The sequence below is a fragment of the Streptococcus oralis genome, from assembly GCF_901543815.1.
GTDB classification, from domain to species: Bacteria; Bacillota; Bacilli; order Lactobacillales; family Streptococcaceae; genus Streptococcus; species Streptococcus oralis_CM.
Map to the genome: position 1 here is coordinate 356,516 of NZ_CABEIU010000002.1, position 25,841 is coordinate 382,356.

Consider the following 25,841-nt stretch of genomic DNA (forward strand, 5'->3'; position numbering starts at 1 on the left):
AGATGAAAATTTTACTGGTAGATGACCATGAAATGGTCCGATTGGGCTTGAAAAGCTACTTTGACCTCCAAGACGATGTAGAAGTTGTGGGCGAAGCTGCAAACGGGTCTCAAGGGATTGAGTTGGCCTTGGAACTGCGTCCAGATGTCATTGTCATGGATATTGTCATGCCTGAGATGAATGGAATTGATGCGACCTTAGCCATCCTCAAAGAATGGCCTGAAGCCAAGATTTTGATTGTAACTTCTTACTTGGACAATGAAAAAATCATGCCGGTCTTGAATGCTGGTGCTAGGGGCTATATGCTCAAGACTTCAAGTGCAGACGAATTGCTCCACGCTGTCCGTAAGGTAGCAGCGGGCGAGCTGGCTATTGAGCAAGAGGTCAGCAAGAAGGTCGAATACCACCGCAATCATATGGAACTTCATGAGGAATTGACTGCGCGTGAACGAGATGTGCTCCAACTGATAGCTAAGGGCTACGAAAATCAGCGCATCGCAGATGAACTCTTTATCTCTCTCAAGACGGTCAAGACCCATGTGTCCAACATTCTTGCCAAACTTGAGGTCAGTGATCGCACTCAGGCGGCGGTCTATGCCTTTCAGCACCACTTGGTCGGGCAGGAGGACTTTTAGATGAGTCTTGTAGATTTACTTGGGGAGTTAGAGGCGGCAAAAGACCCTGAGAAAGCAGGCTCCATGGAAGCCTATATGCGCCATCAATTTCCCTTTCTAGGGATTGCAGGTCCTGAAAGAAATGCCCTCTATAAAAAGTACTTTCCAAGCGCGAAAAAAACAAGAGTTATTGACTGGGATTTTGTAGACACTTGCTGGGAAAAGGAGCCTAGAGAATACCAATATGTGGCTGCCAACTATTTGAAAGCCATGCAGTCTTATCTAACGAAGGACGATTTGCCTAAGCTTGAGCGCCTGGTCGTGACCAAGCCTTGGTGGGACACGGTAGATATTTTAGACAGAGTAGTAGGAAGTTTGGTAGCTGACTATCCGGAACTTGAAGAAGTGATTTTAAAATGGAGCATATCGGACAATATCTGGCTAAGACGAGTCGCTATTGACCACCAGTTATTAAGAAAAGAGAAAACAAATGTCCAACTGATGGAAAAGATCCTGCTCAACAATCTGGATCAGACAGAATTTTTCATCAACAAAGCTATCGGCTGGGCTCTAAGAGACTACTCCAAGACCAATCCCGAATGGGTAGCACGTTTTATTGAAAAGAATAAGAAAAGAATGGCTGAACTTAGTATCAAGGAAGCCAGTAAGTACCTCTAGTACTATTGAAAAGCGTATTCATTACTTGAAAAAAGTCGCCCGTTTATGTTATAATAGGCTGTATTTAAAAAATTTTAAGGAGAAATGACAGAATGTCTGTATCATTTGAAAACAAAGAAACAAACCGTGGTGTCTTGACTTTCACAATCTCTCAAGACCAAATCAAACCAGAAGTGGACCGCGTATTTAACTCAGTAAAGAAAACTCTTAACGTTCCAGGTTTCCGTAAAGGTCACCTTCCACGTCCTATCTTTGATAAAAAATTTGGTGAAGAAACACTTTACCAAGATGTGTTGAACGCTCTTTTGCCAAACGCTTATGAAGCAGCTGTAAAAGAAGCTGGTCTTGAAGTGGTTGCGCAACCAAAAATTGACGTCACTTCAATGGAAAAAGGTCAAGACTGGGTTATCACTGCTGAAGTCGTGACAAAACCTGAAGTTAAATTGGGTGACTATAAAAACCTTGAAGTATCAGTTGATGTAGAAAAAGAAGTGACAGATTCTGACGTTGAAGAACGTATCGAACGTGAACGCAACAACTTGGCTGAATTGGTTATCAAAGAAGGTGCTGCTGAAAATGGCGACACTGTTGTGATTGACTTCGTTGGTTCTATCGATGGTGTTGAATTCGACGGCGGAAAAGGTGAAAACTTCTCACTTGGACTTGGATCAGGTCAATTCATCCCTGGTTTCGAAGACCAATTGGTAGGACACTCAGCTGGCGAAACTGTTGATGTTGTTGTAACATTCCCAGAAGACTACCAAGCAGAAGACCTTGCAGGTAAAGAAGCTAAATTCGTAACAACTATCCACGAAGTAAAAGCAAAAGAAGTTCCAGCTCTTGACGATGAACTTGCAAAAGATATCGACGAAGAAGTAGAAACTCTTGACGAATTGAAAGAAAAATACCGCAAAGAATTGACTGCTGCTAAAGAAGAAGCATACAAAGATGCGCTTGAAGGCGCAGCAATCGATAAAGCTGTAGAAAACGCTGAAATCGTAGAACTTCCAGAAGAAATGATCCACGAAGAAGTTCACCGTTCAGTAAATGAATTCCTTGGAAACTTGCAACGTCAAGGTATCAACCCTGATATGTACTTCCAAATCACAGGAACTACTCAAGAAGACCTTCACAAACAATACGAAGCAGAAGCTGAGTCACGTACGAAGACTAACCTTGTTATCGAAGCAGTTGCCAAGGCTGAAGGATTTGACGCTACTGAAGAAGAAATCCAAAAAGAAGTCGAACAATTGGCAGCAACTTACAACATGGAAGTTGCGCAAGTTCAGAACTTGCTTTCAGCTGATATGTTGAAACACGATATCACAATCAAAAAAGCTGTTGAATTGATTACAAGCACTGCAACAGTAAAATAATCTTGAAAGAGAAAAAGCCCACCTGATTAGGTGGGTTTTCTTATGGTCTATTTCCAAAGATCTCTTTGAGGTCTGCATCTGTAATCCCGATCATTGCTGGAATGCTGGACCAGTTTTCCTCGGTGAGGATGTAGGATAGAGGAGAGTTCTCATGATTTGTCGTTTCGGTAGGGACTGGGCTGGTTTGGTCAACTGAATCGACCAGATCCTGAAAGCGTTCAATCAGATAGGTCTTGCGAGCAGTCCCGATATGCTTGACTGCATAGTCAAAGGCCTGTAATTCGCCAAGAAGGATGAGCTTGCTCTTGGCCCGTGTAATAGCTGTGTAGATGAGATTTCGCTCCAGCATGCGCTTGCTAGCACTAGTGATGGGCAGGATGACAACAGGAAACTCACTTCCCTGAGACTTATGGATACTCATGGCATAGGCTAGTCGAATCTTGTACCATTCATTTCGAGGGTATACGACTTCATTGCCATCAAAATCAATGACAATCTCGTCTTGTTTGGACTCGGTGTATTTGCCAGGAATCAAATCTGTGATGTAGCCTAGGTCTCCGTTAAAGACATTGACTTCGGCATCGTTGACAAGGTGAATGACCTTGTCCCCTGTTCGATAGTGGCACTGGGGAGCTTCAAAACTGAGTTGATCTTTTTGTGGTGGATTGAGCAAATCTTGCATGAGTTGGTTTATAGCGTCAATACCAGCAGTTCCTCGATACATAGGCGCCAATACCTGAATATCACGAGCCGGAATGCCACTTCTGAGGGCAGCACCAAGAATTTTCTCAATCGTAGCTGGGATATGGCCGCTAGCGATTTCAAAGTAGGAGCGGTCAGCTTTTTTCTGAGTAAAGTCAGCTGGCAAGATTCCCTGTCGAATCTGACTAGCCAAGGTGACGATAGTTGATTCTTCGCTCTGACGGTAAATCCGTTCCAAGCGCGTCTGCGGAATCAGGGGTATCTGGAGCAGGTCAGCCAGGACTTGTCCAGGACTGACAGACGGTAGCTGGTCACTGTCTCCCACGATGAGAATTTTACTGTTAGAAGAGATGTTAGAGAAGAGTTGGCTAGCTAGCCAAGTATCCACCATAGAAAACTCATCTACTATGATAAAGTCGGCATCCAGATAATCTTCCAGATGAATGGTATCATCGTCTCCCGTCATTCCCAAATGGCGGTGAATGGTCGCGCTGGGCAAACTTGTTAATTCATTCATGCGTCGAGCTGCTCGACCAGTTGGAGCTGCTAGAAGGATAGGCAGGTTGCTTTTTTTTCTGAGGTCAAGTCCCTCTAAGAGAGCATAAACAGCGATAATCCCATTGATAACAGTCGTCTTACCCGTACCAGGTCCACCTGTTAGGATAAAGACCTTGTTCTGGATGGCCTCGCAGATAGCCTGCTTTTGGATACTATCATACTCAATACCCAGTTCTTCCTCAACACTAGCGATATGCTTTTGAATGGTTTCTAAATCCTGGCTTTTCTGCTTTCTTTTTTCAAGGATACGAACCAAGTGACTGCGAATGCCTTCTTCGGCGAAAAAGAGGCTGTTATCAAAGATTTTGGTATCAATCTGCTGAACCTTGTCTTCTTCGATGAGGTAGGAGAGTTCTTGGGCAACTTGGCTAGGATCGAGTTCCACGGGACGGGAAGACTCGAGGAGAGTCAGGGTCTGTTCCAGCAAATCTCGGGCTTCAACATAAGTATCCCCTGTTTCCATACAGCCTTGAAAGAGACTGTGGACAAGGCCAGCACGGAAGCGCTCAGGAGCCTGACTTTCGATGCCTAGTTCGGCAGCCAATTGGTCAGCAATGGTAAAACCCAAGCCCTTGATATCTTCGACCAGTTGGTAGGGATAGTTTTCGACAACATCCAGCGTTTCTTCCTTGTAGAAGTCTTGAATCTGAAAGGCTAGTTTATTAGGAATGCCGTAGTTGGCAAGTTTTGCCAAGACCATTTCTGTCCCATAGTTGAGACGAAGGGTAGAGAGGAAAGCTTCACGATTTTTTGCAGAGAGTCCTGCAATGCTTTCCAGCTTTTCAGGATGCTCCAGAATTTCGTCGATAGTGTTTTCACCATAAGTATCAACGATTTTCTGGGCAGTCTTGAGACCGATTCCCTTAAAATGGCTGCTAGAAAAGTACTTGACTAGACCCTTACTAGTTGGTTTGGCTCTCTCGTAACGGCTAATTTGTAGCTGTTCTCCATACTTGGAGTGCTGAACGATTTGCCCCCAAAAAGTATAGTCTTCACCCTCGATTACATCAGCCATGGTTCCTGTAACGATGATTTCAAAATCGTCAAAGTCCTCCGCATTAGTATCTTCGATATCTAGGAGGAGGATGCGATAAAAATTACTGACATTTTCAAAAATAATGCGTTCAATGGTGCCTGAAAAATAAACTTCCATAGGTTTCCTTTTTGATAGAAAAAGAGCTGGGATAGAGCTCTCAGTTAGGCTTTTCTTGGATTTAGGGCTTGATACAAGATATTGCTAAGTTGCAATCTAATCCTAAAAGCTAACTCAAAAAGACTATCACAGCATCTGGTTGCTGGTTTTAAAAGATTCCGATACGGTTGAGTGGCCAGAAACGGAATTTGGCTTCTCCTTTGATTTGACTGGCCTTAAAGGTTCCGACATGGCGACTGTCACTGGAAACCAAACGGTCATCTCCAAGGAGGAGGTACTCACCTTCAGGTACTGTAAAGCTGAAGCTGGTGTTGGAATTTACATCGACAGTAAAGGCCTGAGCCTTCTGAGCTAGACTTCTAAAATAGACCCCCTTATCCCCTTCAAAGCCTTTCCCTGAATAAGTGCTCTGAAGTTTGTCGTTTTTAAACTGTTGGAGGTAGTCTGCTAGGTAAGGTTCATCCGTTTCTTTATCGTTGATATAAAGTTTATCGTTTTCGTAGCGAATGGTATCTCCGGGCATGCCGATGACGCGTTTAACGATATCTTTATTTCCATCATCTTCATGGGCAACTACGATATCAAAGCGATCAACGGGTAGATGTCGCACAACAAAGAGAATCTCTCCATCAGCTAGGGTCGGATCCATAGAGTGTCCTTCCACACGGACATTGGTCCAGAGAAAGAGACGACTGAGACCCACTAGTATAATGATAAGGAACGTAAGTCCCCACTCTTTTAGAAATGTTTTAAAATAATTCATAACTTACCTTTCTAGCAGTGCTTTGGCTTTTTCAGTGTTTTTAAAATGAAGTTTGGCACAGAAGTTGAGCCCCTTCATACCATAGGCTTGAAGGATTTTGCTAGCAACCTTATCAGAAGCAGTTCCAGCGCCGCTTGGCAGTTGGTAGCCTAGTTCTCGTCCAAGATTTTCCAAGTTTTCGAGGAAGAGATCTCGCGCGATGATGGAGCTAACCGCAACAGCCAGGTATTTGCCCTCAGCTTTTTCTTCCAAAGTGATCTTATTTGGAAAATGATTGGCTTCTTGCGTCAAGTACTTGTCATAGTTTTTAGGGCTTGTAAAAGCATCAATCACGATTTTTTCTGGCTGGACTCTTTTTTGGAGAAGGAGAAAGATAGCCTGGTTGTGTAGGGCAACCTTTACAGAAACAGCATTGTAACGCTCTCCGATAACTTCGTTGTACTTGCTCGGTGAAAGGAGGAGCGCTTGATGCTGGATCTTTTCCTTGAGGATAGGGGCAATCTGACGAATCTTTTGGTCTGTCAGGGTTTTTGAATCCCCTACGCCGAGTTCTCGCAAGAAGTCGTGCTGGTCAGGTGTCACAAAGGAAGCCACGACAGCAAGCCCACCAAAGTAGGAACCATTTCCCACCTCATCAGTCCCAATCATAGGGAAATCTTGTCCACTGTTTTCTTGTTGAACTTGGTAACCAAAGAAACTGGCGTATTGCTCAGCAGCTTCGCCCTGCAGGAGGACTTTCCCAGAAGTATAGATGGAAACCGTTGCCTGAGGCAACCTCAAAAAATAGCGGATATAGGGATTTTTACTAGGAGTGAGAGCCTTCTGATACTGACTTAAAAAGCTCTGAATTCCCTGTTCATTTGGTGTGAGTGTGATACTTGCCATAGTCTCTATTGTACCACAAAAGCAGGAGAATTGGTAAAAACTGACAAAGTTAGCGAAATTTGGTATAATATCGTGAGGTGAATTTTATGGCAAATCTAAATCGATATAAGTTTACATTCGGAAAAAAGACATTAACCTTGACAACCGAGCATGACAACCTCTTTATGGAGGAAATTGCCAAGGTTGCGACTGAAAAATACCAAGCAATTAAGGAACGAATGACTGGGGCGGATGATGAAACCATTGCCCTCCTTTTAGCGATTAACAGCCTATCGACGCAGCTTAGTCGTGAGATTGAGTTTGACGATAAGGAGCAGGAGCTTAAAGAACTTCGAAATAAGCTAGTGGCAGTCAAACAAGAGCAGAGCAAGATTGAGGACTCCCTATGATTTCGATCCTTCTCTTACTGGTTCTAGCTTGGGGGTTTTACATCGGCTACCGTAGAGGTTTGGTGCTGCAAGTTTATTATTTCCTCGTGACAGTGATTTCAGCCTTTATTGCTGGGCAGTTTTATAAATCTCTGGGAAATCAATTTCACTTGCTTATCCCTTATGCCAATCCTCAGGAAGGGCAGGGTACCTTTTTCTTCCCTTCAGACCAGCTTTTTCAACTAGATAAAGTCTTTTATGCGGGTCTGGCCTACCTTCTAGTTTTCGGAATTTGTTATAGTATCGGACGTTTTATCGGTTTGTTTCTTCATTTGATTCCAGTTAAAACACTAGGTGGCAAGTGGTTCCGGGTTAGTGCGGGGGCTTTGTCGCTATTGGTAACCTTATTTGTCTTGCAAATGGCTTTGACCATTCTTGCAACTGTGCCTCTGGCAGTCATTCAAAATTCACTTGAAAAAAGTATCGTAGCTAAACACATCATCCAAAGTATCCCTTTTACGACAAACTTTATCAAACAACTCTGGGTGACAAATTTAATCGGATAAAAAGGGCGGGATTTTTCCTAGCCCTTTGTTTACAGATTGGACGACTAGGACGAGGTAAGTCTAAAACCTCTAGGCACTACAATCTTGTAAACAAGCATACAAGGAAAGAATATGAATACAAAAATACTAGAAACCTTAGAATTCAATAAAATCAAAGCCTTGTTTGAACCTCATCTCCTGACAGAACAGGGACTAGAGGAGCTAAAAGGTTTGGCTCCGACTACCAAGGAGGATAAAATCAAACAGGCTTTTGCTGAGATGGAGGAAATGCAAGCCCTATTTGTGGAGCAACCTCACTTTACCATCTTAGCGACACGTGAGATTTCAGCTGTCTGCAAGCGTCTCGAAATGGGAGCAGACCTCAATATTGAGGAGTTTCTACTCCTCAAACGTGTCCTGCTGGCTAGCAGAGAGTTGCAAGGTTTTTATACCAATCTTGAAAATGTACGCTTGGAGCAGTTGGCGAGATGGTTTGAAAAACTACATGATTTCCCACACTTGCAAGGGAGTCTTCAAGCCCTAAATGATGCAGGATTTATCGAAAATTTCGCCAGCGAAGAACTAGCGCGTATCCGTCGGAAAATCCATGATAGCGAGAGTCAGGTCCGAGATGTCTTACACGACCTGCTCAAGCAAAAAGCTCAGATGTTGACGGAAGGCATAATCGCTAGCAGAAATGGCCGTCAAGTTTTACCAGTAAAGAACACCTATCGCAATAAGATTGCAGGTGTTGTCCATGACATCTCTGCTAGTGGAAACACGGTCTATATTGAGCCACGTGAGGTGGTCAAGCTGAGCGAAGAAATCGCTAGTCTGCGAGCTGATGAACGCTATGAGATGATTCGCATCCTGCAGGAGCTCTCAGAACGGGTCCGCCCTCATGCTGCAGAGATTGCTAATGACGCTTGGATTATCGGCCATCTGGATCTGATTCGTGCCAAGGTGCGTTTCATTCAAGAAAGACAAGCAGTCGTTCCTCAACTTTCAGAGAACCAAGAGATTCAGCTCCTTCATGTTCGCCATCCTTTGGTTAAAAATGCTGTTGCAAACGATGTACACTTTGGTAAGGAATTAACGGCCATTGTCATTACAGGTCCCAATACAGGTGGGAAGACCATCATGCTCAAAACCTTGGGCTTGACCCAACTCATGGCCCAGTCAGGCTTGCCCATTTTAGCTGATAAAGGGAGCCGTGTCGGTATTTTCGAAGAAATCTTCGCCGATATCGGGGATGAGCAGTCTATTGAACAAAGCTTGTCTACCTTCTCCAGCCACATGACCAATATCGTAGATATTCTTGGCAAGGTCAACCAACATTCGCTCTTATTGCTAGATGAGCTTGGGGCAGGGACCGATCCGCAGGAAGGAGCAGCGCTTGCTATGGCTATTCTGGAGGATCTTCGTCTGCGTCAGGTCAAGACTATGGCGACGACCCACTATCCAGAACTCAAGGCTTATGGTATTGAGACAGCCTTTGTGCAAAATGCCAGCATGGAGTTTGACACAGCCAGCCTGCGTCCGACCTATCGCTTTATGCAGGGAGTTCCTGGTCGAAGTAATGCCTTTGAAATTGCCAAACGTCTGGGCTTGTCAGATGTCATCGTCGGGGATGCCAGTCAGCAGGTCAATCAAGATAATGACGTCAACCGTATCATTGAACAATTAGAAGAGCAAACGCTTGAAAGCCGTAAACGCTTGGACAATATCCGTGAGGTGGAGCAAGAAAACCTCAAGATGAACCGAGCACTCAAAAAACTCTACAACGAACTCAATCGTGAAAAAGAAACCGAGCTTAACAAGGCGCGTGAACAGGCTGCCGAGATTGTGGAACTAGCGCTAAGTGAGAGTGACCAGATTCTCAAGAATCTTCACAGCAAGTCTCAACTCAAACCCCACGAAATCATTGAAGCCAAGGCTGAGCTGAAGAAACTGGCCCCTGAAAAAGTCGACTTGTCTAAAAACAAGGTTCTTCAAAAGGCCAAGAAAAAACGAGCTCCAAAGGTGGGAGATGATATCGTGGTCCTCAGTTATGGTCAGCGTGGTACCCTGACCAATCAGCTTAAGGACGGGCGTTGGGAAGCCCAAGTCGGTTTGATCAAGATGACCTTGGAAGAGAAAGAATTTGACCTTGTTCAGGCTCAGCAAGAAGCCCCAGTCAAGAAAAAACAAGTCAATGTCGTCAAACGAGCTTCTGGTCGTGGTCCGCAAGCGAGGCTGGATCTCCGAGGCAAACGGTACGAAGAGGCTATGAATGAGCTGGACGCCTTTATCGACCAAGCCCTGCTCAATAACATGGCGCAAGTCGACATCATCCATGGTATCGGAACAGGAGTCATCCGTGAGGGCGTCACCAAATACCTGCAAAGAAACAAGCATGTCAAGAGTTTTGGCTATGCTCCACAAAATGCTGGAGGCAGTGGTGCCACCATTGTAACCTTTAAAGGATAGAGAGAAGAAGGAGTCAATCTTTCTGAAAAAAAGAAATGAAAACTAAAAATTTTCATAGAATATATTGACAAAGGCTAACTTTTCTTGTAAAATAATAAAAAATTAAATACCAACACCGAATGAAGTTTAATAGAAATGGGAGAAAGGTTTGTTTTCCATGACTGTAAATGGACGGAACTCTGGAGAGACCGTAAAGGCACCGAAGGGGCAAGGCAGGCAACTGCTCAAACTCTCAGGTAAAAGGACAGAGCTAAGATAGACCGCTTTTTAGCATTTATCTAAGCATTCCAGAGTACATGTATCTTGCATGTGCTCTTTCTTTTGGGGTTGAAAAGATAGGAGAAGGAAATGTTAGAATTGCTTAAATCAATTGATGCTTTTGCTTGGGGTCCTCCCCTCTTGATTTTATTGGTTGGAACAGGGATTTACCTAACTGCCCGTTTAGGACTCTTGCAGGTTTTGCGTCTCCCCAAGGCCTTTCAGTTGATCTTTACCAAGGACAAGGGACATGGCGATGTGTCAAGTTTTGCTGCTCTATGTACAGCCCTTGCAGCTACTGTTGGAACGGGAAATATTATCGGAGTTGCGACAGCTATTAAGGTTGGTGGGCCAGGTGCTCTCTTTTGGATGTGGATGGCAGCCTTCTTTGGGATGGCAACCAAGTATGCAGAAGGATTGCTGGCTATCAAGTACCGCACTAAGGATGCAAATGGGGCTGTAGCTGGAGGACCCATGCACTACATTCTTTTGGGAATGGGAGAAAAGTGGCGTCCCCTTGCAATCTTCTTTGCCCTAGCTGGTGTATTGGTTGCCCTTCTGGGGATTGGTACCTTTACCCAAGTCAATTCGATTACAGAATCCATTCAAAATACAGCCCAAGTTGATCCAGCTATCACGGCTCTGATTTTATCCATTTTTGTAGGGATTGCCGTCTTTGGTGGCCTCAAATCCATATCAAAAGTTTCGACAGCAGTGGTTCCTTTTATGGCTATTGTCTATATTTTAGGAACTCTTACAGTTATTCTCTTTAATATCGAGAAAATCCCAGCCATACTTGCTCTCATCTTTACTTCAGCCTTTAGTCCAGCGGCCGCGGTAGGTGGTTTTGCAGGTGCCAGCATTCGGATGGCTATCCAAAATGGTGTGGCGCGAGGAGTCTTCTCTAACGAATCTGGTCTTGGTTCAGCTCCCATTGCAGCTGCTGCAGCTAAGACTAATGAGCCTGTTGAGCAAGGCTTGATTTCCATGACAGGAACCTTTATTGATACTTTGATTATTTGTACTCTGACAGGTCTGACGATCTTGGTAACTGGTGTTTGGAGCGGTGATTTGAATGGGGTTGCCTTGACCCAGTCAGCCTTTTCAACAGTTTTTTCACATTTTGGTCCTGCTCTTTTGACTATTTTCCTTGTGCTCTTTGCCTTTACGACAATCCTCGGTTGGAACTATTACGGAGAGCGTTGTTTTGAGTTTCTCTTTGGTGTCCGCTTTATCTGGCTCTACCGTGTGGTCTTTGTAGTCATGGTCTTGTTGGGAGGATTTATCGAGCTGGATATGGTCTGGATTATCGCAGATATCGTCAATGCTTTAATGGCTTTGCCAAACTTAATTGCCCTTTTGGTCTTGTCGCCAGTCGTTATTGCAGAAACCAAAAAGTATTTTAAAAACTAACCCAATCACACTTTTCGTGTGATTTTTTCATTTCATAGATATTTCTTATCAAGGCGATTGAAAATATATATTATTCAAGGGGGAAATTCTATGATAGACTAAATGACAATAAAATGAAAAGAGGTTTCTTATGACAAGATTTACCATCCACACAGTAGAATCAGCACCAGCAGAAGTGAAAGAAGTTCTTGAAACAGTACAAAAAGACAACAATGGCTATATTCCCAACCTAATCGGTCTCTTGGCCAATGCTCCAACCGCCCTTGAAGCCTACCGAACTGTCGGAGCCATCAACCGTCGCAATAGCCTAACCCCAGTTGAGAGAGAAGTGGTGCAAATCACAGCCGCCGTAACCAATGGTTGTGCTTTCTGCGTGGCAGGTCACACCGCCTTTTCGATCAAACAAATCCAGATGAATGATGATCTTCTCCAAGCCCTCCGCAACCGTACTCCAGTCGAGACAGATCCTAAGCTAGATACTCTAGCCAAGTTTACCTTGGCAGTCATCAATACCAAGGGTCGTGTAGGAGATGAAGCCTTGGCTGAATTCTTAGAAGCCGGCTATACACAACAAAATGCCTTGGACGTGGTTCTCGGTGTCAGCTTAGCCAGCCTTTGCAACTATGCCAACAACCTAGCCAATACGCCAATTAATCCAGAATTGCAACCTTATGCCTAGTTCGAATCATAAATAAAATGAAGGCTGATTCATCCAGTCTTCATTTTTCTATGCTATTTTAAAGACTTTTATGCTATACTGATAATAATATGATTAACGGAGGTTGCCATGAAAAAACTCTCCTTGGTATTTTCTGGTTGTTTGTTAGGTTTGGCAGGTGCAGGAAACCTGATTGCGGATACTTGGCCTGTTCTTTCGCACCTATTTAGTTTGACTGGATTGGTCTTATGGATTTTCTTTCTGATTCTTCATCTTTTTAATTGGGAAGAAACCAAGAAAGAATTGACCAAGCCCCCTCTTTTATCTGGTATAGCTACCTTTCCTATGGCGGGGATGATTTTATCGACCTATGTCTTGCGACTAGTTCCGTCTATGCCTATCCTATCCCAGCCTTTGTGGTGGTTTTCTTTTATTTTGGATTTTGCTTTGATCGCTTATTTTTCTCGTCGCTTTGTTGGAGTGGAAGAAAGAGCTAGTGCAACACCAAGCTGGACGGTACTCTATGTGGGGATAGCAGTAGCAGCCTTGACCTATCCAGTCGTTGGCCTGATTCAGATTGCCTACCTAACGGTGACTTTCGGCTTTCTCGCTACTTGTTTTCTCTATCCGTTGATTTACAGTGACCTAAAGAAAAAACCATTGACTCCAGCCCTACTAGGGCAAGAAGGAATCTACTGCGCTCCTTTTTCTTTGCTCTTAGCAGCTCTGGTGCGTATCGGTGGAGTTACTCTTTCGACCTGGGCCTTGTTACTGCTGCTGCTTGTCTCTCAGTCGTTTTTCATCTTCGTTTTGACTCGCTTGCCCAATATTTTAAAACAAGGTTTTCAACCAGCATTCTCAGCCTTAACCTTCCCAACCATCATCACAGCTACATCGCTTAAAATGGCTCAGGGAATTTTGAAACTTCCTTTTCTGGATTATCTGGTGTTTGCTGAAACTGTTATATGCCTCACTATTTTACTCTTTGTCTTGAGTGGTTATCTAATTTGGTTACGAAAAAGGTCTAGCTAGAAATAGCTAAACCTTATTTTTATGGTTTGATAAGTTCAGCTCCACCCATATATGGACGAAGTGCTTCTGGAATGGTTACAGAACCATCTTCATTTTGGTAGTTTTCAAGAATAGCAGCCACTGTACGTCCAACTGCAAGTCCAGAACCATTCAAGGTGTGAAGAAGTTTCACCTTGCCATCTGCTTCATCGCGGTAACGGATTTGGGCACGACGGGCTTGGAAATCTTCTGTATTTGAACAGCTTGAGATTTCACGATAGGTATTTTGGGCTGGAATCCAAACTTCCAAGTCGTAAGTCTTAGCAGCTGAGAAGCCCATATCTCCAGTAGAGAGCGCGACCACACGGTATGGAAGGTTGAGTTTTTGGAGAATATTTTCAGCGTTGGCTGTCATTTTTTCTAATTCTTCATAAGATTCTTCTGGTTTGGCAAATTTAACCATTTCAACCTTGTGGAATTGGTGCAGACGAATCAAGCCACGTGTATCACGGCCAGCTGAACCTGCTTCAGAACGGAATGATGGGCTCATGGCAGTAAAGTAGATTGGTAGGTCTTTACCGTCAAGGATTTCATCACGGTAGTAGTTGGTCAGAGGCACTTCAGCAGTAGGAATGAGGACATAATTAGTGTCTTTCAATTCAAAAGTGTCTTCCTTGAATTTTGGATATTGACCAGTACCAAACATTGAGTCATGGTTAACCATGTAAGGTGTGATAACTTCCGTATAGCCCTCTTTACCATGCTCATCCAACATAAAGTTATAGATGGCACGTTCCAAACGAGCACCGAGGCCTTTATAGAAAAGGAAACGAGCACCCGTCACTTTTCCACCACGTTCCCAGTCAAGGATACCGAGGTCTTCACCCAGATCCCAGTGAGCTTTTGGTTCAAAGTCAAACTCGCGCGGAGTTCCCCAACGGCGAACTTCAACGTTGTCATCCTCATCAGCTCCAACAGGGACGCTGTCAGCTGGGATGTTTGGAAGAGTAGTGGTAAATTCTGTCAATTTAGCATCGATTTCTGCCAATTCAGCATCGAGAGATTTTACTTCAGCAGAGAGAGCTTGCATAGCAGCAATCTTGTCATCTGCATTTTCCTTATTGCGCTTGGCTTGAGCAATCTCTGCAGAAACTGTGTTGCGTTCTGCCTTGAGGTTTTCGACCTTGACCAAGATGTCACGACGTTTAGCGTCGATTTCTTTCATTTCGTTAAGGATAGCAGCATCTACACCACGTGTAGCTAGTTTTTCAGCGACAGCATCAAAGTCTGTACGAATACGTTTGATATCTAACATAAGAACTCCTTTATGAAAAAAGCACACCTAACAAAGCGTTGGAGTGGCAGGGCCACGGTTCCATCCAACTTCACAGGTGTGCACTTGATTCTGTATTTAATTGTTGATAACGGTAGAATTTCACTTATCTCCCCTATCTGCTCGCAGCACCCGCAGACTTTCTGAAAGAAGAGGATAACCTACTTATCCGTTGCTATGATTATACTAAAGTTTCTACTTTTTTGCAAATAGATTTTTAAATTTTTGTCCAATAGTCTGGAGCAGAGTCGGAAGTTTCACGACCTTGTCGTTTCCTAATTTTTCCCGAGCGATTTTGAGGATAGCTCCAGAGTCTTTTGAGGCAAAGAGGAATTTTCCTTGATCGGTGAAGACTTCAAAGTGACGGCTGATTTTGCGGCCACTTACGTTGGCTCCGATTTGCTGAATGCTGGACCAGGGAATCTGGATATATTGTTCAACATTGACATCGGGATAAAATTCCAAGGCCTGATCCCCGACTAGAAATTTCCCGACCTTTCCAGAGATAGAGAGGTAAGATGTTCCAGTAGTTTGCAGGTCAATGACTTTATTGAGTGATTGGGCCATGATTAGTCTTCCTTACTTTCACCGAAAAAGGCATGATAGAGAGCCTTGATAGCAGCCTTTTCTTGGTCTTTATTGACAACAAACATGATGGAAACTTCACTTGACCCTTGGGACATCATCTGGATGTTGATTTTATTCTCAGACAAAGCACGTGTTGCAGTAGCAGTTACCCCGATATGACTCTTCATCTTTTCTCCGACAATCATAATGATTGAAAGATCGTGTTCGATTTCAGCGTGGTCTACTTCAGCCTTTTGAACGAGTTGACGTAGAATTTCTTCTTCCTTGATAGGAGTTAGTTCGCGAGAACGGAGAATGATTGAAAGATCATCGATACCAGTTGGCATGTGCTCCCAACCGATGTTAAGATCTTCAAGGATTTGCAGAACCTTGCGACCAAAACCAACTTCACGGTTCATGAGGTATTTCGACATGTTGATGCTGACAAATCCTGAGTCACCCGCAATCCCTACTACTGGGAATTTATCACTACTGTGTTTCAGAACGATACGAGTACCCGGATGGTCAAGGTTGTTGGTATTCTTGATAACGAGAGGGATTTTTCCTCGGTAGGCAGGAAGAAGGGCTTCATCGTGAAGGACTGAAAATCCAGCATATGCCAACTCACGCATTTCACGGTAGGTCAACTCAGGGATTGAGTGTGGTTGGTGAATGATACCCGGATGGGCAGCAAAGATACCATCGACATCTGTAAAGTTTTCGTAGAGGTCGGCTTTGACACCGGCAGCGATGATGGAACCAGTTATGTCGGATCCACCACGTGAAAAAGTACAGATTTGATTTTCTTTCGTAACTCCAAAGAAACCAGGGATGACAAGGACTTCGGTGCTATCAGCCAAGCCTTCAATCTTGTCATAGCTAGATGGGATGATGCGTGCGTTTCCTGGTTCGCTTGTTACGATAATTCCCGCTTCTCTTGGATGAACATAGCGCGCATCGATGCCGTTTTGGTTAAAGTAAGCTGCGATAAGTTTGGCATTGTTGTTTTCTCCAGCCGCTAGGAAGGTGTCATAGAGAAAGTCATTTTCTTCAATAGGAAGAGTCGCTAAGGAACGGATGCTTTTAGAAATTTTTTCTAGAACTGATGGTTTTAAGCCTAGTTCGCTCACCATAGCCGCATAGCGATCGATGATCCAGTTTTGGCTCTTGCTGATATCATTTCCCGCTACATAGTCACGATAGTATTTGATCAAAGCGTCGGTAACCTTGGTATCTTCAGCATTGCGTTTTCCGGGTGCAGAAACGACTACAAAACGGCGTTCTTTATCGCTTTTAACGATGTTTAAAACTTTTTCTAACTGACTAGCAGAGGCAAGAGAGCTTCCGCCAAATTTTACAACCTTCATAGGGACTCCTCAAGTAAGTATTTTATACGATTATAGCAGAAAGAGGGGCATTTTTCAATGAAGAAAATACTAAGGTCTTTAGGATAAAGTGAGCGTTTTGATCAGCCGAGACACTTTCGATTGGTTTTCTCTTGCCTCTTTATCTAAAAAAAGGTATACTTTGACAATGAAATAATTTTATCACCTTATAACCTTATAAAAGGAGAAGCTATGAATCATATCTTATATCAGATCGTAGATGATCTTGCTATCATCACTTTGAATCGTCCCGAAGTGGCAAACGGTTTCCATATCCCAATGTGTGAGGAAATTTTAGAAGCTTTGACTCTAGCAGAGCAGGATCAAACTGTTCAGTTTATCTTGATTAACGCTAATGGGAAGGTCTTTTCAGTTGGGGGAGATCTGGTTGAGATGAAGCGTGCAGTGGATGAAGATGATATCCCTTCTTTGAATAAGATTGCAGAATTGGTCAATACAATTTCTTTTAAAATCAAGCAAATTCCTAAACCTGTTTTGATGGAGGTAGATGGAGCAGTTGCTGGTGCTGCAGCCAATATGGCAGTAGCAGTCGATTTTTGTTTGGCGACTGATAAGGCAAAATTCATCCAAGCCTTTGTTGGAGTTGGATTGGCGCCGGACGCTGGTGGAATTCATCTCTTGAGTCGTAGCATCGGGGTAACACGTGCTGCGCAACTTGCCATGACAGGAGAAGCCTTGACCGCGGAAAAAGCACTGGAATGGGGTGTGGTATACCGTGTCTGCGAGGCAGATAAGCTAGAAAAGACAAGAGAACAAGTTCTGAAGAAATTAAGACGAGGTTCAGCAAACTCATACGCAGCAATTAAAAAGTTGGTTTGGGAAAGCCAATTTAAGGATTGGCAGAATTATGCTGAATTGGAATTGAAACTGCAAGAATCGTTGTCTTTGACTGAAGATTTTAAAGAAGGAGTCCGAGCTCATTCTGAAAGAAGACGGCCAAAATTTTCAGGAAAATAAAAAAATACTTGCACAATTCTTTGGAGTTTGATATACTTTTTGTGTCAAATGTTTTGAATGCAAAAGTTTTTTTGAGAAGGAGGGAATACTTTGGACTACCAACAAGTGAATGAGTATTTAACATCTATTTTTAATAATGTCCTTGTGATTGAGGAGGTTAGCTTACGAGGTAGTCGTTTCAAAGACATCTCCATCAAAGAAATGCACACGATTGATGTGATTGGCAAGTTCCCAGAGGCGACACCAAGTAAGGTTTCAAAAGAACTGATGGTAACTCTTGGAACTGTTACGACCAGCTTGAATAATCTCGAAAGAAAAGGTTATGTTGAGCGCATTCGTTCTGATCAGGATCGTCGTGTGGTCTATCTGCATTTGACAAAGAAAGGTCGTTTGGTTCACCGCCTTCATAAACGTTTCCACAAGGCCATGGTCGAAAAAATTATCGATGGTATGAGTTCTGAAGAAATAGAAGTGATGGGCAGGGGCTTGACTAACCTTTATCAATTTTTGGAGGATTTGAAATAATGGCTTTTGCAAAAATAAGCCAGGTTGCTCATTATGTTCCAGAGCAAGTGGTCACTAATCAAGACTTGGCCCAAATCATGGATACAAGCGATGAGTGGATTTCAAGTCGGACAGGAATTAAACAGAGACACATTTCAAAAACGGAGTTAACGAGTGATTTGGCGACAAAAGTTGCTAAGAGTTTGCTGGCTAAGGCGAGCATAAAAGCGGATCAGATTGATTTTATCATTGTAGCGACGATCACTCCTGATTCGATGATGCCTTCTACGGCAGCTCGGGTTCAGGCAAATATCGGAGCGCATAGAGCTTTCGCCTTTGATCTGACGGCAGCTTGCAGTGGCTTTGTATTTGCTCTCTCAACTGCTGAGAAGTTTCTGACAGCTGGACAGTTCCAAAAAGGGATTGTTATCGGAGCTGAGACCTTGTCTAAGGCTGTTGACTGGTCGGATCGTTCGACAGCTGTTCTCTTTGGAGATGGTGCTGGTGGCGTTCTCTTGGAAGCGAGCGAAACACGTCACTTCCTTGTGGAAAGTCTTTATACGGATGGTTCTCGGAGCGAGTGTTTGACCTATGGTCAAACGGCTTTGGCTTCGCCTTTCTCAGATCAAGAAGCAGTTCCTGCTTTTCTGAAGATGGATGGACGAGCAGTTTTTGATTTTGCAAATCGTGATGTTGCTAGATCGATCAAGGAAACCATTGAAAATGGTCCAATCGCAGCATCGGAATTGGATTATCTCTTACTTCATCAGGCAAATATCCGCATTTTGGATAAGATGGCTAAGAAAATCGGTGTAGACCGAGACAAGCTTCCTGCCAATATGATGGAGTATGGAAATACCAGTGCTGCAAGCATCCCGATTTTGCTCTCAGAGTGTGTGGAGAATGGCAAGATTCGTTTAGATGGTAGCCAGACGATTCTCCTATCAGGCTTCGGCGGAGGTTTGACATGGGGCACACTCATTCTTACAATCTAGGTAATCATGTGGTAAACACATAGTTATAAATTTTTTATATTTTAAAGGAGTCCTATCATGGCAGTATTTGAAAAAGTACAAGAAATTATCGTTGAAGAACTTGGGAAAGACGCATCAGAAGTAACACTTGAATCTACTTTTGATGATTTGGATGCAGATTCATTGGACTTGTTCCAAGTAATCTCTGAAATCGAAGATGCTTTCGATATCCAAATCGAAGCAGAAGATAACTTGAAAACAGTTGGTGACTTGGTTGCCTATGTTGAAGAGCAAACAAAATAATTAACATATTACTAGAAGGAGTAGGGGAGACCCGCTCCCTCTTGTTTAGGTAATAGTTTGAGACTCAAATGATAAACTCATCGAACTATTACGTAAGCAAGGAATGATGGAGGCACTATGAAAACACGTATTACAGAATTATTGAACATTGATTATCCTATTTTTCAAGGAGGAATGGCCTGGGTTGCGGATGGTGACTTGGCTGGTGCAGTATCAAAAGCTGGTGGTCTAGGGATCATCGGTGGTGGAAATGCACCTAAAGAGGTCGTAAAGGCTAATATCGATAAAATCAAATCACTTACGGATAAACCTTTTGGTGTCAACATCATGCTCTTGTCACCTTTTGTAGAAGACATCGTTGATCTCGTGATTGAAGAAGGGGTCAAGGTGGTTACAACTGGTGCAGGAAATCCAAGTAAATATATGGCTCGTTTCCATGATGCAGGAATTACAGTTATTCCTGTTGTTCCAAGTGTTGCTTTGGCAAAACGTATGGAAAAAATTGGTGCAGATGCAGTTATTGCAGAAGGAATGGAAGCCGGTGGGCATATTGGTAAATTAACAACGATGACCTTGGTTCGTCAAGTTGCTGCAGCTGTTTCAATTCCGGTTATCGCAGCTGGAGGAATTGCGGACGGTGAAGGTGTCGCTGCAGGCTTTATGCTTGGTGCTGAGGCCGTTCAAGTCGGTACGCGTTTCGTAGTAGCTAAGGAATCTAATGCCCATCCAAAATACAAGGAAAAAATCTTAAAAGCGCATGATATCGATACGACTATTTCAGCTCAACACTTTGGTCATGCTGTTCGTGCCATTAAAAACCAGTTGACACGTGACTTTGAGCAGGCTGAAAAGGATGCCTTTAAACAAGAAAATCCAGATTTAGAAATCTTTGAACAAATGGGAGCTGGTGCTCTTGCTAAAGCCGTTGTTCATGGAGATGTAGAAGGTGGATCTGTCATGGCAGGTCAGATCGCTGGTTTGGTTTCTAAAGAGGAAACTGTCGAAGAAATCCTAAAAGATCTATACTATGGCGCAGCCAAGAAAATTCAAGAAGAAGCCTCTCGTTGGGCAGGAGTTGTAAGAAATGACTAAAACAGCCTTTCTATTTGCGGGTCAAGGTGCTCAGTATCTAGGGATGGGGCGTGATCTCTATGATCACTATCCCATCGTCAAGGACACCATTGACCAAGCCAGTCAGGTTTTGGGGTATGACCTTCGTGACTTGATTGATAAGGAAGAAACCAAGTTAAACCAGACTCGCTATACGCAACCAGCTATTTTAGCGACTTCGGTTGCTATTTACCGACTATTGAAAGAAAAGGGCTACCAGCCAGATATGGTAGCAGGATTGTCTCTTGGGGAATATTCTGCTCTTGTAGCAAGTGGTGCCTTGGACTTTGAGGATGCAGTTGCCTTGGTTGCTAAACGTGGCGCTTATATGGAAGAGGCTGCACCTGCAGGCTCTGGGAAGATGGTTGCCGTTCTTAATACTCCAGTTGAAGTGATTGAGGAAGCTTGTGAAACAGCCTCTAAAGTTGGAGTAGTGACTCCAGCTAACTACAACACCCCAAGCCAAATCGTTATCGGTGGTGAGGTGGCTGCGGTTGACCGCGCAGTTGAACTCTTGCAGGAAGCAGGAGCTAAACGATTGATCCCCCTAAATGTGTCGGGTCCTTTCCACACAGCCCTTCTTGAGCCAGCCAGTCAGCAACTAGCTGGAGCTCTTGAGGGAGTGAGTTTCTCTGATTTTACTTGCCCACTAGTCGGCAATACGGAAGCTGCTGTTATGGAAAAAGATCGAATCCAAGAGCTTTTGACGCGTCAGGTCAAAGAACCTGTTCGTTTTTATGAAAGTATTGCTGTGATGCAGGATGCTGGGGTAACCAACTTTATTGAAATTGGTCCTGGTAAGGTCCTATCAGGCTTTGTCAAAAAAATCGATAAAACAGCTCAGCTAGCTAACGTTGAAGACCAAGCAAGCTTGGATGCTTTGTTAGGAAACTAATGATCCCTTCTCCCACAAAATACAACAGGAAACAGGAGAAATAGAATGCAACTTACAAACAAAAATGTCTTTGTAACAGGTTCAAGTCGTGGTATCGGACTTGCCATTGCTCACAAATTTGCCCAACTAGGCGCTAATGTAGTCTTGAATAGTCGAGGAGCAATCTCAGAAGAATTGCTGGCTGAGTTTTCAAACTACGGTGTCAAAGTAGTACCGATATCAGGTGATGTTTCAGACTTTGCAGATGCCAAGCGTATGATAGATCAAGCGATTGCAGAACTCGGTTCTGTCGATGTCTTGGTCAACAATGCTGGGATCACTCAAGATACGCTCATGCTCAAGATGACCGAAGAAGACTTCGAAAAAGTGATTAAGATCAACTTGATAGGTGCCTTCAACATGACGCAAGCAGTCTTGAAACAGATGATCAAGGCACGTGAAGGTGCGATCATCAACATGTCTAGTGTGGTCGGTTTGATGGGAAATATCGGACAAGCCAACTATGCAGCTTCCAAGGCAGGTTTGATTGGTTTTACCAAGTCAGTTGCACGTGAAGTTGCCAATCGCAATGTGCGCGTAAATGCTCTTGCACCAGGAATGATAGAGTCAGATATGACCGCTATTTTATCTGATAAGGTCAAGGAAGCGACATTGGCACAAATCCCAATGAAACATTTCGGTCAAGCAGAACATATCGCAGACGCTACAGTGTTCCTGGCTGGACAGGATTATTTGACTGGACAAGTTCTCGCTGTTGATGGCGGACTTAGCATGTAAAAAATAAGGAAAGATATAGGTAAGACAGATGAAACTAAATCGAGTTGTAGTAACAGGTTACGGATTGACCTCTCCTATCGGAAATACTCCAGAAGAATTTTGGAACAGTTTGCAAACTGGGAAGATTGGAATTGGAGAAATCACTAAGTTTGACCACAGCGACTTTGCTGTGCACAATGCGGCAGAAGTTCAAGATTTTCCATTTGATAAATACTTTGTCAAAAAAGATACCAACCGTTTTGATAACTATTCTTTGTATGCCTTGTACGCAGCTCAAGAAGCGGTGACAAATGCTAATCTTGATGTAGAAGCAATCGACAAGGATCGCTTTGGTGTTATCGTTGCTTCTGGTATTGGGGGAATTAAAGAAATCGAAGATCAGGTTATCCGTCTTCATGAAAAAGGTCCAAAACGCGTTAAACCAATGACACTTCCAAAAGCCTTGCCAAATATGGCTTCAGGTAATGTTGCGATGCGTTTCGGAGCAAACGGTATCTGTAAATCAATCAATACAGCCTGTGCCTCATCAAATGATGCCATTGGGGATGCCTTCCGCTCTATCAAGTTTGGTTTCCAAGATGTCATGTTAGTTGGTGGATCAGAAGCTTCTATCACTCCTTTTGCCATCGCTGGTTTCCAAGCCTTGACTGCCCTATCAACTACAGAGGATCCAACTCGTGCTTCTATTCCATTTGATAAAGACCGTAACGGCTTTGTGATGGGAGAAGGTTCAGGAATGTTGGTTCTTGAAAGCCTTGAACATGCTGAAAAACGTGGGGCAACTATCTTGGCTGAAGTAGTTGGTTATGGTAATACCTGTGATGCTTACCATATGACTTCACCTCATCCAGAAGGTCAAGGCGCGATTAAGGCGATTAAACTGGCTTTGGAAGAGGCAGAAATTACTCCAGAGCAAGTGGCTTATGTCAATGCCCACGGTACTTCAACTCCTGCTAATGAAAAAGGAGAAAGTGGAGCTATCGTTGCTGTTCTTGGTAAAGAAGTACCTGTATCTTCAACCAAGTCATTCACAGGACACTTGCTTGGAGCTGCAGGAGCGGTAGAAGCAATCGCTACAATTGAAGCCATGCGTCATAACTTCGTGCCAAAAACAGCTGGAACAAGTGAGTTGTCAGACTATATCGAAGCGAATGTCGTTTATGGACAAGGCTTGGAGCAAGAAATCCCTTATGCTATTTCAAATACTTTTGGTTTTGGTGGACACAATGCGGTTCTTGCTTTCAAACGTTGGGAGAATAAATAATTATGAATTTAAATGAGATCAAGGACTTGATGGCTCAATTTGACCAATCAAGTTTGAGAGAATTTTCTTATAAAAATGGAACGGACGAATTGCAGTTTAGTAAGAATGAAGCAAGAATGGCTTCTGAAGCACCAGCTCAAGTTGCTCCAGCTCCAACTGCAGTAGCTGCAAGTCCAGTAGTTTCTGCTCCTTCAACTCCAGTAGAGAGTGCAGTGGAAGAAACTCATGCTCCAGCTGATACGGCTGGTGCTCCAGAGGGTGATGTCGTTGAGAGTCCACTTGTTGGTGTGGCTTACTTGGCTGCTGGACCAGATAAACCTGCCTTCGTCACAGTTGGAGACAGTGTTAAAAAAGGCCAGACTTTGGTGATCATCGAAGCCATGAAGGTCATGAATGAGATTCCTGCACCTAAGGATGGTGTGGTGACAGAAATTCTCGTTTCAAATGAAGAAATGGTTGAGTTCGGTAAAGGATTGGTACGTATCAAATGATCGATATTCAAGGAATCAAAGAAGCTCTACCTCATCGCTACCCCATGCTCCTAGTGGATCGTGTCTTGGAAGTGAGCGAGGATACTATTGTTGCCATTAAAAATGTGACCATCAACGAACCTTTCTTTAATGGTCATTTTCCTCAATACCCAGTCATGCCAGGTGTCCTTATTATGGAAGCCTTGGCCCAGACTGCTGGTGTCTTGGAATTGTCCAAACCTGAAAATAAAGGGAAACTGGTCTTCTATGCTGGCATGGACAAGGTTAAGTTCAAGAAGCAAGTTGTACCAGGTGACCAATTAGTCATGACGGCTACTTTTGTCAAACGTCGTGGTACGATTGCTGTGGTTGAAGCAAAGGCTGAAGTAGATGGTAAGCTTGCAGCGAGTGGTACTCTTACCTTTGCAATTGGAAACTAAGGAGGTTCTCCATGTTTCGTAAAATTTTGATTGCCAACCGTGGTGAGATTGCGGTTCGCATTATTCGAGCTGCGCGTGAATTGGGCATTGCAACCGTAGCAGTTTATTCAACTGCTGATAAGGAAGCCCTTCACACACTCCTAGCGGATGAAGCTATCTGTATCGGACCTGGTAAGGCGACAGAGTCTTATCTCAATATCAACGCTATTTTATCTGCTGCAGTCTTGACTGAAGCAGAAGCCATCCACCCAGGTTTTGGTTTTCTTAGCGAAAACTCCAAGTTTGCCACGATGTGTGATGAAGTGGGGATTAAGTTTATCGGCCCTTCTGGCGCTGTAATGGATACCATGGGAGATAAGATCAATGCGCGTGAGCAAATGATCAAGGCTGGGGTTCCAGTTATCCCAGGATCTGATGGTGAAGTTCACACGGCTGAAGAAGCCCTTGCAGTTGCAGAAAAAATTGGTTATCCAGTCATGCTAAAAGCATCGGCAGGTGGTGGTGGAAAAGGGATTCGTAAGGTTGAAAAGGCAGAAGACTTGGTCGCAGCCTTTGAAACAGCATCCAGTGAAGCTAAGGCCAATTTTGGAAATGGCGCAATGTATCTTGAGCGTGTGATTTATCCAGCTCGTCATATCGAAGTTCAGATCCTTGCGGATCAAGAGGGGCATGTTGTCCATCTAGGAGAACGGGACTGTTCTCTTCAACGAAATAACCAAAAGGTCTTAGAAGAAAGCCCATCCATTGCGATTGGCAAAACCCTTCGTAATGAAATTGGTGCTGCAGCCGTTCGTGCAGCAGAGTCTGTAGGCTATGAAAATGCAGGTACGATTGAATTTCTTCTCGATGAAGCGAGTGGCAATTTCTACTTCATGGAAATGAATACTCGTGTGCAAGTTGAACACCCAGTGACTGAGTTTGTTTCAGGTGTCGATATTGTGAAGGAACAGATTCGCATTGCAGCTGGGCAACCTTTACCTTTCAAACAAGAAGATATCGTCCTACGAGGTCATGCTATCGAGTGTCGGATCAATGCGGAAAATCCAGCATTTAACTTTGCTCCAAGTCCAGGTAAAATTACCAATCTCTATCTACCAAGTGGTGGAGTTGGCTTGCGTGTGGACTCAGCAGTTTATCCAGGCTATACCATTCCCCCTTACTATGATAGTATGATTGCTAAAATCATTGTTCATGGGGAGAATCGTTTTGATGCCCTTATGAAGATGCAACGGGCACTTTATGAACTTGATATTGAAGGAGTGCAAACCAATGCAGACTTCCAGTTGGATCTGATTTCAGACCGCCGTGTTATTGCTGGTGACTACGATACTTCCTTCTTGATGGAAACTTTCTTGCCAAAATACCAAGAAAAAGAATAGACTTTCAAAGA

26 protein-coding genes and 1 riboswitch are annotated in these 25,841 nt (G+C 43.6%); of the genes, 20 read left to right on the forward strand and 6 right to left on the reverse strand.

Translation table 11 applies throughout. The features are described 5' to 3' along the window. Window positions 1-2 precede the first annotated feature (2 nt). The 3 genes from FQT28_RS01835 to tig all read left to right on the forward strand — a co-directional run bounded on the left by FQT28_RS01835 (window position 3) and on the right by tig (window position 2,668). Window positions 3-635 carry a response regulator transcription factor gene (locus FQT28_RS01835; RefSeq protein ID WP_084947018.1) on the forward strand — a complete coding sequence of 211 codons (633 nt, stop codon included), beginning with the start codon at window positions 3-5 and terminating at the stop codon, window positions 633-635. After that, window positions 636-1,292, forward strand: coding sequence for a DNA alkylation repair protein (locus FQT28_RS01840; protein ID WP_143989231.1), 657 nt, complete (start codon window positions 636-638; stop codon window positions 1,290-1,292). A gap of 92 nt (window positions 1,293-1,384) precedes the next feature. Then, window positions 1,385-2,668, forward strand: coding sequence for a trigger factor (gene tig / locus FQT28_RS01845; RefSeq protein WP_143989232.1), 1,284 nt, complete (start codon window positions 1,385-1,387; stop codon window positions 2,666-2,668). Between the two features lie 40 nt (window positions 2,669-2,708). Here tig and recD2 read toward each other — a convergent pair whose 3' ends face one another. The 3 genes from recD2 to rnhC form a co-directional block, all read right to left on the reverse strand. Beyond that, window positions 2,709-5,081, reverse strand: coding sequence for an SF1B family DNA helicase RecD2 (gene recD2 / locus FQT28_RS01850; protein WP_143989233.1), 2,373 nt, complete (start codon window positions 5,079-5,081; stop codon window positions 2,709-2,711). Window positions 5,082-5,229: 148 nt separating this feature from the next. Beyond that, a complete protein-coding gene (gene lepB / locus FQT28_RS01855) occupies window positions 5,230-5,844 on the reverse strand; it encodes a signal peptidase I (protein ID WP_143989234.1) in 615 nt (204 codons plus the stop codon). A 3-nt stretch (window positions 5,845-5,847) separates the two neighbouring features. Continuing rightward, window positions 5,848-6,729 (reverse strand): ribonuclease HIII, encoded by an 882-nt coding sequence (gene rnhC / locus FQT28_RS01860; protein WP_143989235.1) that lies wholly within the window; start codon window positions 6,727-6,729, stop codon window positions 5,848-5,850. Between the two features lie 86 nt (window positions 6,730-6,815). Here rnhC and FQT28_RS01865 point away from each other — a divergent pair, with 86 nt between their 5' ends. The 6 genes from FQT28_RS01865 to FQT28_RS01890 all read left to right on the forward strand — a co-directional run bounded on the left by FQT28_RS01865 (window position 6,816) and on the right by FQT28_RS01890 (window position 13,472). After that, complete coding sequence (locus FQT28_RS01865) at window positions 6,816-7,118, forward strand: cell division protein ZapA (protein WP_143989236.1); 303 nt, start codon at window positions 6,816-6,818, stop codon at window positions 7,116-7,118. Then, a complete protein-coding gene (locus FQT28_RS01870) occupies window positions 7,115-7,663 on the forward strand; it encodes a CvpA family protein (RefSeq protein ID WP_143989237.1) in 549 nt (182 codons plus the stop codon). Before FQT28_RS01865 ends, FQT28_RS01870 begins: the two co-directional genes overlap by 4 nt. Before the next feature lie 111 nt (window positions 7,664-7,774). After that, window positions 7,775-10,111, forward strand: a complete 2,337-nt coding sequence (locus FQT28_RS01875) for an endonuclease MutS2 (protein WP_143989238.1) — start codon at window positions 7,775-7,777, stop codon at window positions 10,109-10,111. A 169-nt stretch (window positions 10,112-10,280) separates the two neighbouring features. After that, a riboswitch (glycine riboswitch) is annotated at window positions 10,281-10,369 on the forward strand. 90 nt (window positions 10,370-10,459) lie between these two features. Then, on the forward strand, window positions 10,460-11,782 hold the full coding sequence (locus FQT28_RS01880; RefSeq protein ID WP_143989239.1) for an alanine/glycine:cation symporter family protein: 1,323 nt from the start codon (window positions 10,460-10,462) through the stop codon (window positions 11,780-11,782). A gap of 130 nt (window positions 11,783-11,912) precedes the next feature. Then, entirely contained in the window at window positions 11,913-12,461 is a 549-nt protein-coding gene (locus FQT28_RS01885) for a carboxymuconolactone decarboxylase family protein (protein ID WP_143989240.1), read from the forward strand. A gap of 108 nt (window positions 12,462-12,569) precedes the next feature. Further along, the gene (locus FQT28_RS01890) at window positions 12,570-13,472 is read left to right on the forward strand and encodes a TDT family transporter (protein ID WP_143989241.1); all 903 of its coding nucleotides are present in this window, start codon (window positions 12,570-12,572) and stop codon (window positions 13,470-13,472) included. A 19-nt stretch (window positions 13,473-13,491) separates the two neighbouring features. Here FQT28_RS01890 and serS read toward each other — a convergent pair whose 3' ends face one another. The 3 genes from serS to FQT28_RS01905 form a co-directional block, all read right to left on the reverse strand. Further along, window positions 13,492-14,766 carry a serine--tRNA ligase gene (gene serS / locus FQT28_RS01895; protein WP_143989242.1) on the reverse strand — a complete coding sequence of 425 codons (1,275 nt, stop codon included), beginning with the start codon at window positions 14,764-14,766 and terminating at the stop codon, window positions 13,492-13,494. Window positions 14,767-14,979: 213 nt separating this feature from the next. Then, window positions 14,980-15,351, reverse strand: coding sequence for a DUF956 family protein (locus FQT28_RS01900; RefSeq protein ID WP_000079370.1), 372 nt, complete (start codon window positions 15,349-15,351; stop codon window positions 14,980-14,982). Between the two features lie 2 nt (window positions 15,352-15,353). Further along, window positions 15,354-16,718 (reverse strand): aspartate kinase, encoded by a 1,365-nt coding sequence (locus FQT28_RS01905; RefSeq protein WP_143989243.1) that lies wholly within the window; start codon window positions 16,716-16,718, stop codon window positions 15,354-15,356. Window positions 16,719-16,928: 210 nt separating this feature from the next. On the opposite strand from FQT28_RS01905, the gene FQT28_RS01910 reads away from it, so the two are divergent. From FQT28_RS01910 to accC, 11 genes are all read left to right on the forward strand, one after another. Further along, a complete protein-coding gene (locus FQT28_RS01910; protein WP_001015593.1) occupies window positions 16,929-17,714 on the forward strand; it encodes an enoyl-CoA hydratase in 786 nt (261 codons plus the stop codon). A 90-nt stretch (window positions 17,715-17,804) separates the two neighbouring features. Beyond that, window positions 17,805-18,239 carry a fatty acid biosynthesis transcriptional regulator FabT gene (gene fabT, locus FQT28_RS01915; RefSeq protein ID WP_000386342.1) on the forward strand — a complete coding sequence of 145 codons (435 nt, stop codon included), beginning with the start codon at window positions 17,805-17,807 and terminating at the stop codon, window positions 18,237-18,239. Next, window positions 18,239-19,213, forward strand: a complete 975-nt coding sequence (locus tag FQT28_RS01920; RefSeq protein ID WP_143989244.1) for a beta-ketoacyl-ACP synthase III — start codon at window positions 18,239-18,241, stop codon at window positions 19,211-19,213. Before fabT ends, FQT28_RS01920 begins: the two co-directional genes overlap by 1 nt. A gap of 57 nt (window positions 19,214-19,270) precedes the next feature. Beyond that, window positions 19,271-19,495 carry an acyl carrier protein gene (locus FQT28_RS01925; RefSeq protein ID WP_000257840.1) on the forward strand — a complete coding sequence of 75 codons (225 nt, stop codon included), beginning with the start codon at window positions 19,271-19,273 and terminating at the stop codon, window positions 19,493-19,495. Between the two features lie 117 nt (window positions 19,496-19,612). Beyond that, window positions 19,613-20,587, forward strand: coding sequence for an enoyl-[acyl-carrier-protein] reductase FabK (gene fabK, locus FQT28_RS01930; protein WP_143989245.1), 975 nt, complete (start codon window positions 19,613-19,615; stop codon window positions 20,585-20,587). Beyond that, window positions 20,580-21,500, forward strand: a complete 921-nt coding sequence (gene fabD, locus FQT28_RS01935; RefSeq protein ID WP_143989246.1) for an ACP S-malonyltransferase — start codon at window positions 20,580-20,582, stop codon at window positions 21,498-21,500. Before fabK ends, fabD begins: the two co-directional genes overlap by 8 nt. Before the next feature lie 45 nt (window positions 21,501-21,545). After that, window positions 21,546-22,277 (forward strand): 3-oxoacyl-[acyl-carrier-protein] reductase, encoded by a 732-nt coding sequence (gene fabG, locus FQT28_RS01940; protein ID WP_143989247.1) that lies wholly within the window; start codon window positions 21,546-21,548, stop codon window positions 22,275-22,277. A 28-nt stretch (window positions 22,278-22,305) separates the two neighbouring features. After that, a complete protein-coding gene (gene fabF, locus FQT28_RS01945; RefSeq protein WP_143989248.1) occupies window positions 22,306-23,541 on the forward strand; it encodes a beta-ketoacyl-ACP synthase II in 1,236 nt (411 codons plus the stop codon). 2 nt (window positions 23,542-23,543) lie between these two features. Further along, entirely contained in the window at window positions 23,544-24,032 is a 489-nt protein-coding gene (gene accB / locus FQT28_RS01950; protein ID WP_143989249.1) for an acetyl-CoA carboxylase biotin carboxyl carrier protein, read from the forward strand. Next, window positions 24,029-24,451, forward strand: a complete 423-nt coding sequence (gene fabZ / locus FQT28_RS01955; RefSeq protein ID WP_000565515.1) for a 3-hydroxyacyl-ACP dehydratase FabZ — start codon at window positions 24,029-24,031, stop codon at window positions 24,449-24,451. The genes accB and fabZ overlap by 4 nt, the downstream gene beginning before the upstream one ends. A gap of 11 nt (window positions 24,452-24,462) precedes the next feature. Beyond that, window positions 24,463-25,830, forward strand: a complete 1,368-nt coding sequence (gene accC / locus FQT28_RS01960) for an acetyl-CoA carboxylase biotin carboxylase subunit (RefSeq protein ID WP_000488665.1) — start codon at window positions 24,463-24,465, stop codon at window positions 25,828-25,830. Window positions 25,831-25,841: the final 11 nt, after the last annotated feature.

What these genes read in the sequence shown, in the direction of transcription:
- FQT28_RS01835 (WP_084947018.1), top strand. Translation starts at nt 3, where the DNA reads ATGAAAATTTTACTGGTAGATGACCATGAAATGGTCCGATTGGGCTTG.
- FQT28_RS01840 (WP_143989231.1), top strand. Translation starts at nt 636, where the DNA reads ATGAGTCTTGTAGATTTACTTGGGGAGTTAGAGGCGGCAAAAGACCCT.
- tig (WP_143989232.1), top strand. Translation starts at nt 1,385, where the DNA reads ATGTCTGTATCATTTGAAAACAAAGAAACAAACCGTGGTGTCTTGACT.
- recD2 (WP_143989233.1), bottom strand. Translation starts at nt 5,081, where the DNA reads ATGGAAGTTTATTTTTCAGGCACCATTGAACGCATTATTTTTGAAAAT.
- lepB (WP_143989234.1), bottom strand. Translation starts at nt 5,844, where the DNA reads ATGAATTATTTTAAAACATTTCTAAAAGAGTGGGGACTTACGTTCCTT.
- rnhC (WP_143989235.1), bottom strand. Translation starts at nt 6,729, where the DNA reads ATGGCAAGTATCACACTCACACCAAATGAACAGGGAATTCAGAGCTTT.
- FQT28_RS01865 (WP_143989236.1), top strand. Translation starts at nt 6,816, where the DNA reads ATGGCAAATCTAAATCGATATAAGTTTACATTCGGAAAAAAGACATTA.
- FQT28_RS01870 (WP_143989237.1), top strand. Translation starts at nt 7,115, where the DNA reads ATGATTTCGATCCTTCTCTTACTGGTTCTAGCTTGGGGGTTTTACATC.
- FQT28_RS01875 (WP_143989238.1), top strand. Translation starts at nt 7,775, where the DNA reads ATGAATACAAAAATACTAGAAACCTTAGAATTCAATAAAATCAAAGCC.
- FQT28_RS01880 (WP_143989239.1), top strand. Translation starts at nt 10,460, where the DNA reads ATGTTAGAATTGCTTAAATCAATTGATGCTTTTGCTTGGGGTCCTCCC.
- FQT28_RS01885 (WP_143989240.1), top strand. Translation starts at nt 11,913, where the DNA reads ATGACAAGATTTACCATCCACACAGTAGAATCAGCACCAGCAGAAGTG.
- FQT28_RS01890 (WP_143989241.1), top strand. Translation starts at nt 12,570, where the DNA reads ATGAAAAAACTCTCCTTGGTATTTTCTGGTTGTTTGTTAGGTTTGGCA.
- serS (WP_143989242.1), bottom strand. Translation starts at nt 14,766, where the DNA reads ATGTTAGATATCAAACGTATTCGTACAGACTTTGATGCTGTCGCTGAA.
- FQT28_RS01900 (WP_000079370.1), bottom strand. Translation starts at nt 15,351, where the DNA reads ATGGCCCAATCACTCAATAAAGTCATTGACCTGCAAACTACTGGAACA.
- FQT28_RS01905 (WP_143989243.1), bottom strand. Translation starts at nt 16,718, where the DNA reads ATGAAGGTTGTAAAATTTGGCGGAAGCTCTCTTGCCTCTGCTAGTCAG.
- FQT28_RS01910 (WP_001015593.1), top strand. Translation starts at nt 16,929, where the DNA reads ATGAATCATATCTTATATCAGATCGTAGATGATCTTGCTATCATCACT.
- FQT28_RS01920 (WP_143989244.1), top strand. Translation starts at nt 18,239, where the DNA reads ATGGCTTTTGCAAAAATAAGCCAGGTTGCTCATTATGTTCCAGAGCAA.
- FQT28_RS01925 (WP_000257840.1), top strand. Translation starts at nt 19,271, where the DNA reads ATGGCAGTATTTGAAAAAGTACAAGAAATTATCGTTGAAGAACTTGGG.
- fabK (WP_143989245.1), top strand. Translation starts at nt 19,613, where the DNA reads ATGAAAACACGTATTACAGAATTATTGAACATTGATTATCCTATTTTT.
- fabD (WP_143989246.1), top strand. Translation starts at nt 20,580, where the DNA reads ATGACTAAAACAGCCTTTCTATTTGCGGGTCAAGGTGCTCAGTATCTA.
- fabG (WP_143989247.1), top strand. Translation starts at nt 21,546, where the DNA reads ATGCAACTTACAAACAAAAATGTCTTTGTAACAGGTTCAAGTCGTGGT.
- fabF (WP_143989248.1), top strand. Translation starts at nt 22,306, where the DNA reads ATGAAACTAAATCGAGTTGTAGTAACAGGTTACGGATTGACCTCTCCT.
- accB (WP_143989249.1), top strand. Translation starts at nt 23,544, where the DNA reads ATGAATTTAAATGAGATCAAGGACTTGATGGCTCAATTTGACCAATCA.
- fabZ (WP_000565515.1), top strand. Translation starts at nt 24,029, where the DNA reads ATGATCGATATTCAAGGAATCAAAGAAGCTCTACCTCATCGCTACCCC.
- accC (WP_000488665.1), top strand. Translation starts at nt 24,463, where the DNA reads ATGTTTCGTAAAATTTTGATTGCCAACCGTGGTGAGATTGCGGTTCGC.